Genomic DNA, 17,389 nt, shown 5'->3' on the forward strand with positions numbered 1-17,389 from the left:
TTTCCAGGAGCATCCCATGCCGCGATGGCCCAAGCCCGCCGAGGGCAGCTGGACCCAGCACTATCCCGAACTCGGCACCGCGCCCATGTCCTACGAGGACTCGATCTCACCGGAGTTCTTCGAACTCGAGCGCGAAGCGATCTTCAAACGCGCCTGGCTCAATGTCGGTCGAGTGGAACAGCTGCCACGCACCGGAAGCTACTTCACCAAGGAGATCGCCGCCGCCCATACCTCGGTCATCGTGGTGCGTGACCGCGACGGACAGATCAACGCCTTCCACAACATCTGCCGCCACCGCGGAAACAAACTGGTGTGGAACGAGTTACCGCGCGAAGAAGTCGCGGGAACCTGCCGGCAGTTCACCTGCAAATACCACGGCTGGCGCTACGGACTCGACGGCGCACTGAATTTCGTCCAGCAGGAAGAGGAATTCTTCGACCTGGACAAGAGCACACACGGACTCGCCCGCGTGCACTGTGAGATCTGGTCCGGCTTCATCTTCGTCAATCTCGCCCCGCAACCGCGGCAGACGCTGCTCGAATTCCTCGGCCCGCTGATCACCGGATTGGACGGCTATCCGTTCGACAAGCTCACCGAGCGGTTCTGCTATCGCTCCGAGGTGGGGGCCAACTGGAAGCTGTACATGGACGCGTTCCAGGAGTTCTACCACGCCCCCGTGCTGCACGGTAAGCAGACACCGGACAACTTCTCCGTCGCCGCCCAGCAGGCCGGTTTCGAGGCGCCGCACTATCAGCTCGACGGGCCGCATCGGCTGGTCAGCACCTCGGGTGTGGTCACCTGGGAACTGGACCCCGAGATGCGCAAGCCCATGGAGGACATCACCCGCAGCGGACTGTTCGGGCCTTGGGACACACCGGATCTCGGGCCGATGCCCGCCGGGCTGAATCCGGCCGGCTGCGATCCGTGGGGACTCGATTCGTTCCAGCTGTGGCCGAACTTCGTGATCCTGATCTGGTCGGGCGGCTGGTATCTGACCTATCACTACTGGCCCACCTCGCACAACACCCACATCTTCGAAGGCAACCTGTATTTCCCACCGGCGCGCACCGCGCGCGAACGCGTCGCCCACGAGATGGCCGCGGTGACGTTCAAGGAATACGGGTTGCAGGACAGCAGCACCTTGGAGGCGACCCAGATCATGCTGGAATCCCGTGCGGTGACGACCTTTCCGCTCAACGACCAGGAAATCCTGCTGCGCCACCTGCACAAGGTCGCCGGCGACTGGGTCACCGACTACTGCCGGGAGCAGGTGGCACCGCGATGACGATGTTGCCGAGCGAATTCGCCGATCTCGAACCGTATGCGCCGACCTGGTGCCTGCCCAGCGAACGCGAACGATACGCCCAGCGGCTGGCGAGCACGATGGACGAAATGCAGCGGTTCTACGACGCGATCACCGCGCGCGCCGAGGACGTGCTGACCTACTGCGACGCGTTCCCGCTCGACGAGCTGCCCGACGAGGTGCAGAACCTGTTGTATCTGCTGTATTCCATGATCACGGTGTCGTTCCCCGTCGAGGTGTGGAGTCAGCCGAAAGTGCCCGATACCGGTGTGGCAGCACTGGACTGCGTGATCGAGCCGGTCCCGTGAGCGCCGGCGAGGCCCTGCTGCTGCGGGCGGCGCGCCGGGTCGACGTGGACACCGGCGAGGTGCACTCTCCCGCCTCGATCGCGGTGGAAGGCAACACGATCACCGCGATCGATCCGCCGCAGCCACCGCCGGGCGCCCGGATGGTCGAACTCGGTGACCTCACCCTGCTGCCGGGGCTGATGGATATGGAGATCAACCTCCTCATCGGCGGTCCCGACAATCCGTCCGGCCTGCCCAATCCCCTGCACGGAGTGCAGGACGACCCGGTCTACCGGACGCTGCGCGCGACGATCAACGCCCGCACGACCCTGCACGCCGGGTTCACCACCGTCCGCAATCTCGGGCTCATGGTGAAGACCGGTGGCTACCTGCTCGACGTGGATCTGGGCCGCGCCATCGACCAGAGGTGGGTCGAGGGACCGCGCATCGTCTCCGCTGGGCACGCCATCACCCCGACCGGAGGACACCTCGATCCCACGATGTTCCAGCGACTGGCCCCGCACATCATGCCGGTCAGCGTCGAGGAGGGCCGCGCCAACGGCGTGCCGCAGGTGCGCGAATCCGTGCGCTACCAGATCAAATACGGCGCCGGGGTCATCAAGATCTCGGCCTCGGGCGGAGTGATGTCGCACGGCACCGTCGCCGGCGCACAGCAATATTCGGACGAGGAACTGGCTGCCATCGTGGACGAGGCCCACCGCGCCGGCATCAAGGTCGCGGCGCACGCGCACGGCGACGCCGGCATCCGCGCCTGTATCCGGGCCGGAGTGGACTGCATCGAGCACGGCTCGCTGGCCAGTGACGACACCCTCGCGATGATGGTCGAACACGGCACCTTCCTGGTGCCCACGAGTTATCTGTCCGAAGGACTGGATGTCTCCAAAGCCGCGCCCGCACTGCAGAAGAAGGCGGCCGAGGTCTTCCCGCGCGCTCGGGAAACGCTACGTAAGGCGATCGCGGCGGGGGTGAAGATCGCCTGCGGCACCGACGCGCCCGCGGTACCGCACGGAGACAACGCCAAAGAGCTGTGGGCACTGGTCGATCGCGGGATGACACCGGCGCAGGCATTGCGCGCGGCCACCGTCACCAGCGCCGAACTCATCGACGCCGACGACCGCGGCCGGCTCGCACCCGGACTGCTCGCCGACATCATCGCCGTCCCCGGGGATCCGACCGCCGACATCACCGCCTTGCAGGACGTGCGGTTCGTGATGAAGGACGGCCGCATCGTCAAACACGCCTGACCTCGACATCTCACGCACTCGCATTTTCGGTGATCAAGGAGACAACAATGCCCAAGGGAATCCTCTACGTCGAAACCCGTCCCGCCTCCGACGAGCAAGCCGCCGCCTACCACCAGTGGTACGAGGGAACCCATATGCAGGAGATGCTCGGTCTCGCGGGAGTGGTCGCCGCCCGCCGGTTCGCACCTGTGGACGGCGAGAACGTCTATCTCGCCGTCTACGAGATCGAGGCCGACGACATCACCTCCGTACAGGCCCAATTGGCCGCGGCGAGCAAATCCGGCACCTTCTCCACCCCGGTCGGGGTCCGGACCGATCCGCCGCCGACCGTCCGGCTCTATCGCGAAATCCGCACGCACACAGCCTGATCCGCAGCTGCACAGAACTACGCGACGAGGTGACCATGCCTGCACGACAACAGTTGTTCATCGGTGGTGACTGGGTCACGCCCGCGGGCGCGGACGCGATCGAGGTCATCTCCCCGCACACCGAGCAGCCGATCGCCACCGTCCCGGCCGCGTCCCCCGCGGACGTCGACCGCGCGGTCGCGGCCGCGCGGTCGGCATTCGATCACGGCCCGTGGCCACGACTGGACCCGGCCGAACGCACCGGGGTCATACGGGAACTGGCCGTGCGATACGAGACCCGGCGAGAGGAGATCGCCGAGATCGTCACCGCCGAAATGGGGGCGCCGATCACCTTCTCCCGCTCCGCGCAGGCGCGACTGCCCGGCGCCTTGATCAGCGCGTTCGCCGAGCTGGCAACCGAACATCCCTGGGACGAAACCAGATCCGGGCTGCTCGGCGCCGACGTCACCGTGCGGCGAGAGCCCGTCGGAGTGGTGGCCGCTATCGTGCCATGGAACATGCCGATGTTCACGACAGTGGTGAAACTGATCCCGGCATTGCTGGCAGGGTGCACCGTCGTGCTCAAACCCGCCCCCGAGACTCCGCTGGACGCCTATATTCTCGCGGAACTGCTCACCGAACTCGACCTGCCTCCCGGCGTGGTCAGCATCCTGCCCGGAGATCGCGAGACCGGCAGCTATCTGGTGGGGCATCCTGGGGTCGACAAGGTGTCGTTCACCGGCTCGACGGCCGCCGGCCGTCAGGTAGCTGCGGCCTGCGGAGCCGCATTGCGCAAGGTCAGTCTCGAACTCGGCGGAAAATCCGCGGCCGTCGTACTCGATGACGCCGACCCCGCGGCAGTCGCTGCCGGTATAGCCGTGGCCGGGCTGATGAACGGGGGACAGGCCTGCGTCGCGCAGACCCGAATTCTCTTGCCGCAGAGTCGATATCACGAATTCACCGAGACATTGGCCGACATGGTCGATTCACTCACGGTGGGCGATCCTGGGGATCCCGCAACCCAGGTCGGCCCGATGGTCGCCCGCCGCCAGCAACGACGCATTCGCGACTACATCGACAAGGGCCGCCATGAAGGTGCTCGACTGCTGGTCGGGGGCACCGACCTCCCGGCCGGTGTCGACCGCGGCTGGTACATCCGCCCCACCTTGTTCGCCGATGTCGACAATTCGATGCGGATCGCACAGGAGGAGATCTTCGGCCCCGTCCTGTGTGCCATTCCCTATCGTGACGACGAAGAAGCCATCACACTGGCCAATACCTCCGACTATGGGCTCTCCGGCTCGATCTGGACACCCGACATCGACCGCGCGACAGCCATGGCATACCGAATCCGCAGCGGCACACTGGGAATCAACCAGGCCTACAGTATGGACCCGGCCGCACCCTTCGGCGGAGTCAAGGCCAGCGGCATCGGCCGGGAGCTCGGCCGCGAAGGCCTCGACGGCTTCCTCGAGACCAAATCCATCTCCGCCGCAGCCGGCCTCCGATCCCCTGCGTCGGCAATGCGCCCTGGTGCGCATTCGGCGAGCCGGCTTTCGGCGCTGAGCGTCGATCACCGCCGAATCGGGCGGCGCTGAGCACCCGGACTTCGCTTGCGCCGAATCCCGCATGCGCACAACCGATTTCTCGTGTGGAAAAGGCGCTTGCGCGGCCTGCCCAAGGTCGCTGAATTGACCGATGAGAATCTGATATGGGAGGCTCTCATGAGCGAGCTGTCGAGTGAAAAGCCCACGGTGACAGACGGTCCCGGCCGGACGATCGGGGTCGGTGAAGCCGCCGAGCCGGCGGCGCAGGATCGCCTCCGCGTCAAGCGAGTTCAGGTCTGGGCAACGGCCGGCGGGCTGCTGCTGGCACTGCAGGTGTACGTCTGGGTGCGATGGATCACCGGGCCGTATTTCCAGCGGGTACCCAGCGGACCGGACAGCCCGCCGATGTACATGAAGGCCTTCCTCACGATGAATGCCGTCGTGGTGTGTGTCGTTCTGCCGGTGGCGATCTGGTGGTTCATCGTCCGGCCCTGGCTCCGCGAACGCAGAATCACTCTGGACGGCATATTGCTGGTGTCGATGGGCCTGATGTTCTTTCAGGATCCGTTGCTGAACTACCTCAACACGTGGTGCACCTACAACACGTGGCTGTTCAATCGCGGGTCGTGGTCGTCGGATATCCCGGGTTGGGTGTCGCCCGAGCAGCCCGGTCACCAGGTGTCCGAGCCGCTGCTGGTCAATGCTCCCGGGTACGCCGCCGGGGTCTTGATGATCACGATATTCGGCTGCTGGGTGATGCGCAGGATCAAATCGCGCTGGCCGAATATCACCAATCTTCGGCTCATCCTGGCCACCTATGCTTTCACGTTCGTGCTCGACTTCGTCATGGAGGCGTGTTTCCTGCTGCCGTTCGGGCTCTACACCTATCCCGGAGCCACACGATCGGTGTCGTTCGCGGCGGGAACCTATCACCAATGGCCGATATACGAGGGGCTGATGTGGGGCGCGGTCCAGGCCGGTCTGTGTTGCCTGCGCTATTTCACCGACGACCGTGGTCGCACCGTCGTCGAGCGCGGATTGGATCACATCCGTGGGGGATTCGCCCGACAGCAATTCGCTCGGTTCCTCGCGGTCTTCGCCGCGGTCAGCGTATGCTTTTTCGTCTTGTACAACGTGCCCGCCCAGTGGATCGGCATGCACGCCGACCCCTGGCCGGCCGATCACCTTAAGCGCTCGTACTTCAACGGCGGCATTTGTGGTGACGGTACGGACGTGCCATGCCCTGACCCCGTGTTGCCGGTGCCGACCAAGCGATCCGGATTCATCGACACCGACGGGAAGCTGATACTGCCCGACGGAGCTCGAGTTCCGCAGACCGTGCCTTTCGAACACGCGAAATGAGCGCGGCCGATCAAGGGCGAGTGGTGATCCATGCCGACGGTGGCCGCCATCGTCCCGCTGTATCCGGTGTGCCTGGCGGCCAACTTCATCGCCGTCCGGTTCGCCCTCGGGATCGCCGGCAGCCACTCTCCCGGCACCTACGAGCACTACTTCCGCATGGTGCTCAGCGGCACCGACATCATCTACTCACTCACGAAAGGTGTTGTGTTCGTGGTGGTAACCACCACGATCCAGCGCTACTTCGGCTACTACTCCACCGGTGGTCCCGAAGGTGTAGGAATCGCCGCCGGTCGCGCGCGGCTCAGTGGTTAGAGCTCTTGGATACCGATCACCGACATCCCAGCTTGCGGGAGCGAAATCAGTCCGTCGTCGCGGTGTGTTCGGCGGGCAATTTGACTGCCGAGACGTACATTTCGAGAATCGGCCGGTAGAGGTCGAGGTCGTCGAGTTGACTGCCGAGTTCGACCGCATCGGTGGTGGCGATGAGGACATTCGCGAAGGTCAGCGGAGGAATCGTCAAAGTGGCCCCGATTCGGTCGAGGCCCTCGGCGACGAAAGCCGCCAATGCGTGCGCCACCTGTTGTCGCCTGTCGGCGACTCGTTCTCGTACGTCCGGGTTGCGCAGCAGGTACAGGGTGAACTCGTAACCGAGCGCGGCCTGCGCGGCGCCACGCTCGTTGCTCAGTTGACGCCACCGCTGAGCGATTTCGTCGAGTTCTCGGGCTCCGACTCGGGTTGCGGCGGAGATCATTTCGGCGAACGTCTCGAAGTAGCGGCGCCAATAACGCTCGTTCACTGCCAGGAAGAGGTCCTCCTTGGCGGTGAAGTGCTTGTAGATGGCGCCCTTCGTATAACCGGCCGTGCCGGCGATGTCGTCGAGGGTCGCCGACATGAAGCCCTTTTCCGCGAATACCGCCTCGGCGGCATCCAACAGCAGAGATCGAGTGTGCTCCAGGCGCCGCTCCACTGTCCACCGTTCCACCATGCCGATCAGTCTACCCAGTCTCCGAGAGACCCATTGGATTCTGAGATACTAGTTGGTATATTGGCTGAGTCGGCCGCCACGGACGAGGCACTTTCCGCCGACGAAACCCCGACTGTCCGGGGTGTCGCACCTCCCCGCCGTTCTGCATGTGTTCTGCGGCCGGAGGCGCGAGCGCCGCAGTGCGACAATCGAAAAGGAGACGGTGTCATGAGTGGACCGTCCGACAGCAAGACCACCCCCGTTGTCACGGAATCCGCCGCTGATGTGACCGCAGTGGGTTCCCAGGTTCGGTCCCGCGGCAAGCCGGTCCGGATCTGGGCTGTGCTCGGTGGTTTGATCCTGGCCTTTCAGCTGTATGTGTGGATTCGGTGGGTGACAGGCCCGTATTTCGAGCGGGTGCCGAAGGGGCCGAGTGACCCACCGGCGTTGATGAAGGCGATCCTGATCACGTGGACGGCGGTGATCATTGTCGGTCTCCCGGTCGGGATCTATTACTTCATCATCCGGCCGTGGCGGCGGGAACGTCGCATCACGCTCGACGGCATGTTGTTGGTGGCCTGCGGTTTGTTGTGGTTCCAGGATCCTCTCCTGAACTACTTCAACACGTGGAGCACTTATAACACGTGGATGTGGAATATGGGCTCGTGGGTCCAGTACGTTCCTGGCTGGCATTCCTACGGAGAACCCGGTCGCATGATGGCCGAGCCCATCTTGATGAATGCGCCGGGCTATTCCTACGGTGTGCTGTTGTGCACCATATTGGGCTGCTGGATCATGCGCCGCGCCAAGAAACAGTGGCCGCGGCTCAACAATTACGGTTTGATCGGCGTGCTGATCGTGTGGACGTTCATCTTCGATTTCGTCATCGAGGGTCTGTTCTTGATGCCGATGGGGCTTTTCACCTACCCCGGTGCGATCAAGTCGCTGTCGATCAACGCCGGCACCTACTACCAGTGGCCGCTGTACGAGGGGCTGATGTGGGGTGGGGTGCAGGCAGGTTTGTGCGCGCTCCGCTATTTCACCGACGACCGGGGCCGGACTTTCGTGGAACGCGGCCTGGAACGAATTCAGGGTGGCTTCGTGAAACAGCAGTTCACACGGTTCCTGGCCATATTCGCGGCGTGCAGCGTGTTCTTCTTCGTGTTCTACAACGTCCCCGCCCAGTGGTTCGGTATGCACGCGGAGTCGTGGCCGGAGGACATCCAGAAGCGCTCGTATTTCGACATGGGGATCTGTGGCGAGGGGACGGGGCGGCTATGTCCCGATCCGGCGCTCCCGATACCCGGAAAAGACAGCGGCTATATCGATCCGGAAGGCCGGCTGGTGCTACCGCCCGGCACCGAGCTCCCGAAAACCGTTCCGTTCGATCGGGGAAACTGAGATGTCGACCAACAACCATAATGCGGCCACGATCCTCGAGGCCCCGCCGTTCTACAAGGCGGTCGGTGACGAGGTGGAAGTCTTCGGCGCTGCGGCGCGACGTGGTCTGCCGGTCTTGCTGAAGGGCCCCACCGGATGTGGCAAGACGCGCTTCGTGGAGGCCATGGCCGCAGGCCTGGGGCGTGAGCTGATCACCGTGGCCGGGCACGAGGACATGACCTCGGCGGATCTCGTCGGCCGCTTCCTGCTGAAAGGCGGCGAGACGGTCTGGGTGGACGGGCCGTTGACGCGGGCCGTGCGTGCGGGGGCCATCTTCTATCTGGACGAGGTGGTGGAGGCGCGCCAGGACACCACGGTGGTGATCCACCCGCTCGCCGATCACCGTCGTGAACTGCCGGTGGACCGGCTCGGCACCACCTTGTCGGCGGCGCCCGGTTTCCAGTTGGTGATCTCCTACAACCCCGGGTATCAGAGCGTGTTGAAGAACCTCAAGGAATCGACGCGCCAGCGGTTCGTCGCGATCGAACTAGGGTTCCCGCCCGCCGAGATCGAGATCGAAGTGGTCGTGCACGAGGCCGGGGTCGACGCGGGTACGGCACGCGCGCTGGTCACCGTAGGCAACGCTATCCGCAACCTGGACGGTTCGCCGCTGCGGGAGGTGTCGTCCACTCGAATGCTGGTCCTGGCCGGCGGTTTGGTGGCCGAGGGGCTCAGCCTCCGCAGCGCCGTCCAATCCGCGATCGTGCGAGCGCTCTCGGACGACCATGAGGTCGTCCGCGCCCTCGGCGAACTCGTCGACGCCGTACTGCCCCGGACATGACTGCCGACCCGAACGGCCTCGACCGGTTCCGGTTGCTGGCGACCTATCTCGCCGGCCGGGCGGTCGAGGTCACGCAGGCACCCGCCGGGGCGGCCGCCCACACCAACGGTCACGCCATCTTCGTCACGGCGGGCCCGTCGGCCGACCAGCGCCGAGAGGTCGTGGTCCAGGCCGCGTTGCTCGGTGCGGGAAGCCTGGATCAGCGCGTGGTGAAATCGTTGCGGGCGCGTCCGGCGGTCGCTCGACGTTATCTGGCCCTGGAAGGCACCCGGGTTCTTGCCGAACTCGCCACCCATGTTCCGCTCGTTGCGCAGTCGGATCTCGGCGACCGGCCACAGACGTCCACGGCCGACGAGTCATTGGCGATCGCCAGAGGCCGCGGTGCGGTCGCCGATCCACCGGAATGGTTCGGCGTCATCAAACCGTCCCGTCTGCTGGCTCCTGTCGCCGGTGCGGGCGCGCGGCCCACCGACCGCGAACTTCGCCTGGAATTCGATCCCCTCGACCTGCCCGACGCAGACGACGACGGCGACACCGAGCAGTCCGGGGAAAGCAAGATCGCGAAGCTCTTCGAGAATCCGCTGTTCAGTTCCCGCACCCTCATGGACTTCTTCCGCAAACAGTCGGGGAGTACGCGGGCGGCCGGGGACGGGCCTGCCGGTGCCGAGGCGCCCGTTCGCGCGGTGCGTCGCGCACGCATGGTCGGGGTGCACGCGCGACCACTGCCCGCACGGATCCGGTTCACCGACGACGGCAAGCCCGGCGCCGCGGTCGGCGTGGGTGGGGCCCTGTATCCGGAATGGGATGTCCACCACCAGCGCTACCGTCCCGAGTGGTGCCGGGTGATCGACTTCCCCTTCACCGCCGACGCCGACGTCGCGGCGGCCGGTGTCCCCGCCGACGATGTGCTGCGACGGCGCCTGGCTCGAGTCGGCTTGGGCCCCAAGGCTCTTCGCGGCCGTCCCGACGGAGACGAACTCGACCTGGAGGCGCTGATCGACCTGTTCGTCGATTTGCGTTCGGGCCACTCGCCTCCCGAGAACGTCTACCGTGAGCACCTCAAACTCGAACGCGATCTCGGAGTCCTGATCCTCCTGGACGCCTCGGGGTCGGCTACCGATACCGACCCCGACGGCTTTGCCGTCCACGACCATCAGCGCCGCGCGGCCGCCACGCTCGCAGTCACTCTCGAAGAGCTCGGTGACCGCGTCGCGGTCTACGCGTTTCGATCACAGGGGCGTCACGCCGTACATCTCCCGGCGATCAAAACGTTCGGACAGCGCTTCAGCGCCGTGGGGCGAGCCAGGCTCAACCAGCTCCAGCCATCCAGCTACACGCGTCTCGGTGCCGGCATTCGCGGCGCGGGGGAAATACTCAAATCCCAAGCGGGAACACGCAATCGACTGTTGCTCGTGCTGTCGGACGGGTTTCCCTACGACGACGGCTACGAGGGCCGCTACGCCGAAGCCGACGCATGCAAGGCGCTCGAAGAACTGCGCGGCGACGGTGTCGGGTGCCTGTGTCTGTCGCTCGGTGCGGCCACCGACACCCCAGCGCTCGAGCGCGTTTTCGGTACCGCAGGACACGCGAGCGCCACAACGCTCGCCGAACTGAGCCCACGTATGGACGAGCTGTTCCTGGCTTCCCTGCGGGAGCTCAGCGCACCGAAACCGGCGCGCACATGACGCGGCAACTGGATGGAAGGGCGAGACAGCCGATGGATGTGGTGCCACCCGAGTGCGCCGGCCGATTCTACGGTGTGACGTCCGCGGTGGAGGTGATCGCTCGTGCACACCAGCACACTCCGCGAGGGTGGCTGGTAGTCGTGGCCCACCGTGTGGACGAGGTGGTGGATCTGGCCGGGGGATGGCTGTTCGACCGGGTCATGGCAGGCTGCGACGTCACTGTCCTGATCGCACATCCACACGATCCCGTCCCGCTACGCATGCTCGGAGCCGATGTCGTCGACTTGGCGACGGTGCCTCCTTCCTCGCACGGCGCCACCCCGCGAGAGTTGGCGGTCATCGGCGACGAGCGAACGTTCGACGATGCGGTACGCCGCTGGATCACACGATCTCTCGACACCGGCGATCCCGAGACGACGCTGTGGGGCGATACCCACGATCCCGATCTGATACGTCACACCGAACAGGCGCAGCACCGGGCCAGCCTTGCCGCGCTGGCATTCAAATCTCGGGCCCACGCCCTCGCGGCACGCCGCACGGGAGCGGTCGACGACACCCCGGTATCGGGCATCGAGTCGTTCCGTGCCGTCGGCGGGGCACGGTCGGTGCCCGCCTCGACAGGCCGGATCCGCGATAACCGGCGCGCGATATCGCCACCGCCGCCGGAGAGGACACGACAGTGAACACCGAACAGACTGCGGCACAAGTCGGTCGCCGCCGATACCATTTCGACCGGCACACACCCGAATACCGATTCCGGTTCCGGGCCATCACCGACGATATGCACGCTCGTTGCCCGCTGGCCTGGACCGATACCTACGGCGGGCATTGGGTTGCGGCCGGGAACCGGGAAGTCTTCGAACTGGCGCGCTGCCCTTACGTGTCCAACGACCGCGACGTCCACCGCCAACGACGGGGGTACCAAGGCATCACGATCCCCTCCGGCACCCAAGCCATCCCGATGCGCGGCGGCATCCTGGTTCTTACTCATCCTGGTTCTTACTTTGGCCATGCTCGGCATTCCCTTGGCGAAGTGGTCCGTCTACAACGAACCCGCCCACGCCTCCGTCTACACCCCGCCCGACTCACCGGACATGCCGCGGGTCACCGAAAATGAACATGGCGATGGGCATGGACCTGCTGGCGAACCTGCACGAGATCCGGCAGCATCCGCGCCCGGGACTGATCGATGCGCTGGCCGCCATGCGAATCGACGGCGAGAAACCGGACGATCTCGACCTGCTCCTCGACTCTGCCACCGAAGAGTTCCTGCGCTACTTCACCCCCGCGCCGGGCGACGGCCGGACCATCTCGGCGGACTGCGAGGTCGCGGGACAGCAATTCAGAGAAGGCGAACGGTTGTGGCTGTCGTGGGCGATGGCCAACCGCGACGCCACGGTCTTCGCCGACCCACGCTGCGTCGTTCTCGACCGAAAACGCAACCGCCACTTCAGCTTCGGTCTCGGAATCCACCGCTGCATCGGATCCAACGTCGCCCGCGTCGTTTTCAAACGCATGCTCGTCGCTGTGCTCGACCGTATGCCGGACTACGTCTGCGACCCTGCCGGCACGGTGCACTACGAAACCATCGGGATCATCCAGGGAATGCGTCAACTTCCCGCCACCTTCACCCCTGGGCGACGCCTCGGAGCCGATCTCGACGAACCACTCCGACGCGCGAATGAAGCCGCAATACCGCTCCGGCGTCCATCCGGGCGCTCGCCGAGGAAGGGAACATCCTTCATGACCGCCTTCACTCAGGCAGGAAACGATCCGAACGGACGCCGAAGCGGTCCGGTGGTGGTGACCGGCGCGTTCGGTCTGGTCGGCAGGGCGACGGTCCGGCGGTTACTCGATACCGGCCGGGAGGTGGTGGCCACCGACTTGGACCTTCCCTCGAACCGTCGCGTGGCGCGCGCACTGGCTGCGCCCCGGCTGCGTGTCCGCTGGGCCGACCTGACGGACCCGGACCAGGTGGACGACCTGATCGCCACCGTCGCACCGACGGGAATCGTGCATCTCGCCGCGATTATCCCGCCGCTGTGCTATCGCCACCCCGATCTGGCCGATGCGGTGAACGTGGACGCGACCGCGGCGCTGCTGCGCGCGGCCGAGAAGTTGCCCACCGCACCGCGGTTCGTCCAAGCCTCCAGCGTCGCCGTCTACGGTCCGCGAAACCCGCATCGCACCGACGCGGTACTCGCACCCGCCACTCCGATCCGGCCGGTCGACATCTACGGGACACAGAAAGCCGAAGCGGAGAAGTTGGTGCGCGCGTCATCACTGGAATGGAGTGTCCTGCGGCTCGGCGGGGTCCTGTCGGTCGGTGTCGGCGGACTCGCAATCAGCACCGACATGCTCTATTTCGAGGCCGCGCTGCCGGCGGACGGGCGGATCCACACCGTGGACGTCCGAGACGTCGCCGTCGCGTTCGAGGCCGCTTTGACGGTGACTGCGACGCGTGAGGTCTTCCTCATCGCCGGCGACCGTTCACATCGGCACCGCCAGCACGACGTAGTGGGCTCCGTCACCGGCGCTCTGGGTTTGGGTGATGTGTTCCCCGCCGGTGCTGTCGGCAACCCTGACAACGACGAGGGCTGGTTCACCACCGACTGGGTCGACACCGAGCGGTCCCAGCAAGTCCTCGCATTCCAGCAGCACTCCTGGCCCGGCATGCTCGACGAAATCCGCGCGAAGGTGGGCTGGTACCACTACCTGCTGCGTCCCGCAGCGCCCCTGGTGCGCTTCTGGTTGCGGCGCATGTCGCCCTACCGCGACACGCGGCGACCGTTCGCCGATCCCTGGAACGCGATTCAGCTCAGGTTCGGCGACCCATACCCCGAACCGAAATGACCTCGACGACTTCCGTAGAGGGCCCGGCCGCGTGTTCGTCTCGCCACACTGACATCGACTTCACCGCCACCCCGATCGACAATGCGGCCGACACCGTCGCTCGCAAATCGGCCCACGCCCTCCGTCCCGACAACCGTTGCCCCACAGCGTGCTTCGTGCACTGCGCCGAACTCTGGTGGCCGGCAAGCGATGTCGGACAAATGGACGCCGACGAAGAATCCACGCCGCACGCTGACCCCGGGATAGATGCGCTCGGACTGTGAAGAAGTCCCGCACCCGGTAATGAATCACTTGTTTGCCGCGCGGCAGCGCAACGGCTGGGAGGCAGGTGTGCTCGGGTATCCGACCTCGGACGAGATGGTCCGGCCCGACGGACAGGGCAGAATGAACGGCTTCGAGCACGGTGCGAGTGGTCACGCGCGGGAGATGAGCGATTACACCGATACGATGGTCAAGGTCGTCGCGCCGGCGGAGGAGGCGATTCCGCCGATGCAGAGCGGATCGATCGCGAGCTGCGTTTTCACGGCTTCCGCGGTGGCGCCCGCGAATTCTCCGGCGGTAATCGTGCCGGTTTGGGTCACGACGTTGTTGCCGCCGACGACCGTTATGGTGGTCGTGTAGGTGAAATCGCTTGTCAGACCGTCGTTGTACAGCAATTTCATCGTGCCGGAGTTCGGTGTCAGCAAGTCTACGCAGCTTTTCATGTTGCTGGTGCTGTAGTCCCAGCGCACCGAGCTCACGGAGCCGCCCAGCGGGCACAGGGGCAGATTTCCAACCACATGGATGGTCGTCATCTGCGGTGTCAGCGTCACAGGGGGATCGTAGGTGTCGGTCTCGGTGCCGACGCAGGAGAGCAGGGTGGCGGCATGCGCCGAGCCCACCGGCACGAGCAGAAGCGCAGCGCAGAGGCCGAGCACTGCCAGCAACGCCCTTGAAGCGAAAGTTTTCACGGCTGTTTCTCCCGATGTGGTTTCGATTTCCGGGAACACTCACGGTAATCCCGAAGAGAACGCGGCAAACATCGCCGCGCAAAATGGCCACCATCCGCGCGGAAACGGTCCAGGGTAAAAGAAATGTGACTATTGATCTTCCCGAGGGGCATTCGTTTGTCGAACCGCTTTGCCGCGAGCAGCTCGGACTGCCGCGTAGAAAATTCGACAGGGGTGAGATTGCTTATGTCCACGCAAGCGAATTCCATTTCGATCGACTACACCGACTCGGACGAGGACGCGGTCGTGCGCGGACTCCGGGACATGATCTTCGACCGACAGTGGGGCGTTCATGAGCGGGCCAGGTCCGCGGTGGCCTCGACCATTCGTCCGGTGGTTTCGGGAGAGTCGCACCGCACCCGTGTCTTCGAAGGTTATCGGCAATTGCGGAAGGCGGTGGATGCACTCGGACGATCCTCCGTAATCGCGTCGGATTCGCGGCTGGTGTTCGCGTTGTTCGATTGGGCGGCGGTCGCGGCACCGGACATGTTCCCCTTGCTCAGCGGCCATCTGAGCCTCACTGTCGGCGCGATCCAAAGGCTGGGCGACCGGACGGCGGTCCAGCGCGCGGCGTTGGCTCGCCTCGACGACGGCGGGCACGTCGGTGTGCTGTTGCTGACCGAGTTGGGTTACGGCACCAACGTTCTCGAACTGCGCACCGAAGCGCGATGGGATTCCGACCGCCGTCATTTCGTCCTCCACACACCGGACCCGATTGCCTGCAAGTTCATGCCCAATGTGGGGGAGGAGAGCATTCTCCGGACCGTCGTCGTGGCCGCGCGTCTTATCGTCGACGACCGCGATGAAGGGGTGTTCCCGTTTCTGCTCACCTTGCGCGACGCCAATGGGCTGGCCCCTGGCGTTTCCGTATACCGCCTGCCGGACAAGGGTTTCTGTCCGATGGATAACGCGATGATCCGATTCGACCACGTGCCGGTCGAGGAGGGCGCGTGGTTGTCCGGCGGCATCGCCTTTTTCGACGAGAACGGCGAATTCCATTGCGAGACCGATGATCTGCGCGACCGTTTCCGGCGCTCGACCGAACAGCTGCAGATCGGGCGCGTCGCGCTGGCCGCGGGCGCGCTGGCGGCCGCGCGTGCCGCGACCTGGCTGACCGTCCGCTATGCCCACCAGCGGCACACCGCCCACAGGATCCCGATGATCGCACGCAAAAATGTTGCCGTCCCGCTGGTACGGGCCGTGGCGCGACTGTATGCCACGACGGCTTTGGGCAATGTCGCCCGCGCCGCCCTGTCCGGGGACCCCGACGCGCGGGACGACGGATACGCGCGCGGCATGCTGGCCAAGCCGTTGCTGTCGGCGACCGCGCTGTCGGTGCTGCAGGAATGCCGAGAGCGGTTCGGTGCGCAGGGCATGTTCCGGGACAATATGATCAGCGATTACATCGGGCTCACACAGGCCGTAATCACAGCCGAGGGTGAGAACCAAATGCTGCGGGTGGCGGCCGGTCGGGTCGCGGCCAACACCGACGCCGCCGCGCTACCACGGCCCGCGGCGGAGGCGTCGCCGTCGTCGATTCTGCTCGGTGACCGAGCTCGCCGACTGGCCGGGGCGGCGGGAGAGATCGATGAATGCACGGCGCTGACGATCGCCGATGCCGTCGCCGTCGCCTACGCGGCACACGCTTTGCATGACGAAGCTCGCAGGGCGACCGGACAATCCGCTGTGGTGCTACATACCTTGGCCGAACTGTTCGCCATCGATCGGGTGGTCGAGCACGCTGCCTGGTATGTGGCTGTGGGACGCCTCGACGCCGGACGGGTCGCGGACCTCCTGGCGACCGGCGACCGCCTCTCGGCAGCCCTCGTGCCGCGACTGGACGTGCTGGTCGAGGCGTTCGGAGTAGACGCCGAACTGGTGCCGTCGGCGCACGTAGGCGAGGACTATCAGCGCAGCTGGCTGCGCGGCGCGGGCTGGGATCGGACGTGGTGAGCCGGCCGCGTTCCCGGCGGGCTCACCATTCGGCGAGCTCGTTCATTACCTCGCGCGCAACTCGGCGCCTTGGCCATCCGTGCCAGTCCGGAGCTCGCCGGTTCGGCTCCGGCCGCCCGCAACGCGGAGAACGCGCCAGGGACTACCCTGCCCGTCGTAGAGCAGCAAGACCCGCCAGTACGGTCGGCGAATCGTCGAGCACGTGCGAGAGGATCGCGGTCACCCACTCGGACCGCTTGTCACGCGGCGGCGCAGATGTCAGGGCACTGCCCCGGCGCCTGCACAGCGAAAGGTATCGGGACCGAGTCTTCTGGGGGCGAGGTGGTGCGCAGCATCGAATTCTTCCCTTCTCGAAAAACTGAGACTGCCGGCAGCGATGCGATGCCACCCAGTCAGGATGCGCCTCTGCGCGTCTTCTTTTCGATGCTTTCGCATTCCGGCTGACCGTCGTTCGTAGAACAGATACCGTCTGAGCGCGCGCGATTCGGGGTGGTTTCCTCGGTCAGGCGTATCGTCTCGGAAGGGAGGCGGCCGAACTCGTGGCGGTAGCTTCGAGCGAATCGCCCGAGATTAGTGAAACCCCAGTGTGAAGCTACTTCGGCAACAGTTGTGT

At 65.3% G+C, this 17,389-nt stretch carries 15 protein-coding genes and 3 pseudogenes; 15 read left to right on the forward strand and 3 right to left on the reverse strand.

The window, feature by feature from the left end:
- The first annotated feature begins 16 nt into the window (after positions 1–16).
- From NMI01S_RS32960 to NMI01S_RS32990, 7 genes are all read left to right on the forward strand, one after another.
- Positions 17–1,285, forward strand: a complete 1,269-nt coding sequence (locus tag NMI01S_RS32960; RefSeq protein ID WP_063002659.1) for an aromatic ring-hydroxylating oxygenase subunit alpha — start codon at positions 17–19, stop codon at positions 1,283–1,285.
- Positions 1,282–1,611 carry a hypothetical protein gene (locus tag NMI01S_RS32965; protein WP_063002660.1) on the forward strand — a complete coding sequence of 110 codons (330 nt, stop codon included), beginning with the start codon at positions 1,282–1,284 and terminating at the stop codon, positions 1,609–1,611. Before NMI01S_RS32960 ends, NMI01S_RS32965 begins: the two co-directional genes overlap by 4 nt.
- Entirely contained in the window at positions 1,608–2,855 is a 1,248-nt protein-coding gene (locus NMI01S_RS32970) for a metal-dependent hydrolase family protein (RefSeq protein ID WP_157126502.1), read from the forward strand. The genes NMI01S_RS32965 and NMI01S_RS32970 overlap by 4 nt, the downstream gene beginning before the upstream one ends.
- A 47-nt stretch (positions 2,856–2,902) precedes the next feature.
- Positions 2,903–3,223 carry a hypothetical protein gene (locus NMI01S_RS32975; RefSeq protein ID WP_063002661.1) on the forward strand — a complete coding sequence of 107 codons (321 nt, stop codon included), beginning with the start codon at positions 2,903–2,905 and terminating at the stop codon, positions 3,221–3,223.
- A 35-nt stretch (positions 3,224–3,258) separates the two neighbouring features.
- Positions 3,259–4,800 (forward strand): aldehyde dehydrogenase, encoded by a 1,542-nt coding sequence (locus tag NMI01S_RS32980; protein ID WP_084513467.1) that lies wholly within the window; start codon positions 3,259–3,261, stop codon positions 4,798–4,800.
- Positions 4,801–4,926: 126 nt separating this feature from the next.
- Positions 4,927–6,111 carry a spirocyclase AveC family protein gene (locus NMI01S_RS32985; RefSeq protein WP_063002675.1) on the forward strand — a complete coding sequence of 395 codons (1,185 nt, stop codon included), beginning with the start codon at positions 4,927–4,929 and terminating at the stop codon, positions 6,109–6,111.
- Between the two features lie 30 nt (positions 6,112–6,141).
- A complete protein-coding gene (locus tag NMI01S_RS32990) occupies positions 6,142–6,423 on the forward strand; it encodes an ABC transporter permease (RefSeq protein WP_063002662.1) in 282 nt (93 codons plus the stop codon).
- 46 nt (positions 6,424–6,469) lie between these two features.
- On the opposite strand, the gene NMI01S_RS32995 is transcribed toward NMI01S_RS32990, so the two are convergent.
- Complete coding sequence (locus NMI01S_RS32995) at positions 6,470–7,096, reverse strand: TetR/AcrR family transcriptional regulator (RefSeq protein ID WP_063002663.1); 627 nt, start codon at positions 7,094–7,096, stop codon at positions 6,470–6,472.
- Positions 7,097–7,303: 207 nt separating this feature from the next.
- On the opposite strand from NMI01S_RS32995, the gene NMI01S_RS33000 reads away from it, so the two are divergent.
- From NMI01S_RS33000 to NMI01S_RS36325, 7 genes and pseudogenes are all read left to right on the forward strand, one after another.
- On the forward strand, positions 7,304–8,476 hold the full coding sequence (locus tag NMI01S_RS33000; protein WP_063002664.1) for a spirocyclase AveC family protein: 1,173 nt from the start codon (positions 7,304–7,306) through the stop codon (positions 8,474–8,476).
- A gap of 1 nt (position 8,477) precedes the next feature.
- Complete coding sequence (locus NMI01S_RS33005) at positions 8,478–9,296, forward strand: CbbQ/NirQ/NorQ/GpvN family protein (protein ID WP_063002665.1); 819 nt, start codon at positions 8,478–8,480, stop codon at positions 9,294–9,296.
- Entirely contained in the window at positions 9,293–10,981 is a 1,689-nt protein-coding gene (locus NMI01S_RS33010) for a nitric oxide reductase activation protein NorD (RefSeq protein WP_063002666.1), read from the forward strand. Before NMI01S_RS33005 ends, NMI01S_RS33010 begins: the two co-directional genes overlap by 4 nt.
- A 140-nt stretch (positions 10,982–11,121) precedes the next feature.
- Entirely contained in the window at positions 11,122–11,664 is a 543-nt protein-coding gene (locus NMI01S_RS33015; protein WP_157126503.1) for a hypothetical protein, read from the forward strand.
- Positions 11,661–12,658: pseudogene (locus NMI01S_RS34575) on the forward strand (cytochrome P450); the annotation flags it as partial. The gene NMI01S_RS33015 and the pseudogene NMI01S_RS34575, both read left to right, overlap by 4 nt.
- Before the next feature lie 132 nt (positions 12,659–12,790).
- Positions 12,791–13,834 (forward strand): annotated as a pseudogene (locus tag NMI01S_RS33020) (NAD-dependent epimerase/dehydratase family protein); the annotation flags it as partial.
- 282 nt (positions 13,835–14,116) lie between these two features.
- Positions 14,117–14,233 (forward strand): annotated as a pseudogene (locus tag NMI01S_RS36325) (LGFP repeat-containing protein); the annotation flags it as partial.
- Positions 14,234–14,268: 35 nt separating this feature from the next.
- Here NMI01S_RS36325 and NMI01S_RS36175 read toward each other — a convergent pair.
- On the reverse strand, positions 14,269–14,823 hold the full coding sequence (locus tag NMI01S_RS36175) for a hypothetical protein (protein WP_245717132.1): 555 nt from the start codon (positions 14,821–14,823) through the stop codon (positions 14,269–14,271).
- Between the two features lie 117 nt (positions 14,824–14,940).
- On the opposite strand from NMI01S_RS36175, the gene NMI01S_RS33035 reads away from it, so the two are divergent.
- On the forward strand, positions 14,941–16,776 hold the full coding sequence (locus NMI01S_RS33035; RefSeq protein ID WP_157126504.1) for an acyl-CoA dehydrogenase family protein: 1,836 nt from the start codon (positions 14,941–14,943) through the stop codon (positions 16,774–16,776).
- Between the two features lie 392 nt (positions 16,777–17,168).
- Here NMI01S_RS33035 and NMI01S_RS34585 read toward each other — a convergent pair.
- A partial coding sequence (locus NMI01S_RS34585) for a helix-turn-helix domain-containing protein (RefSeq protein WP_157126505.1) occupies positions 17,169–17,389 on the reverse strand: 221 nt, incomplete at its 5' end.

Source organism: Nocardia mikamii NBRC 108933, assembly GCF_001613505.1.
GTDB lineage: Bacteria > Actinomycetota > Actinomycetes > Mycobacteriales > Mycobacteriaceae > Nocardia > Nocardia mikamii.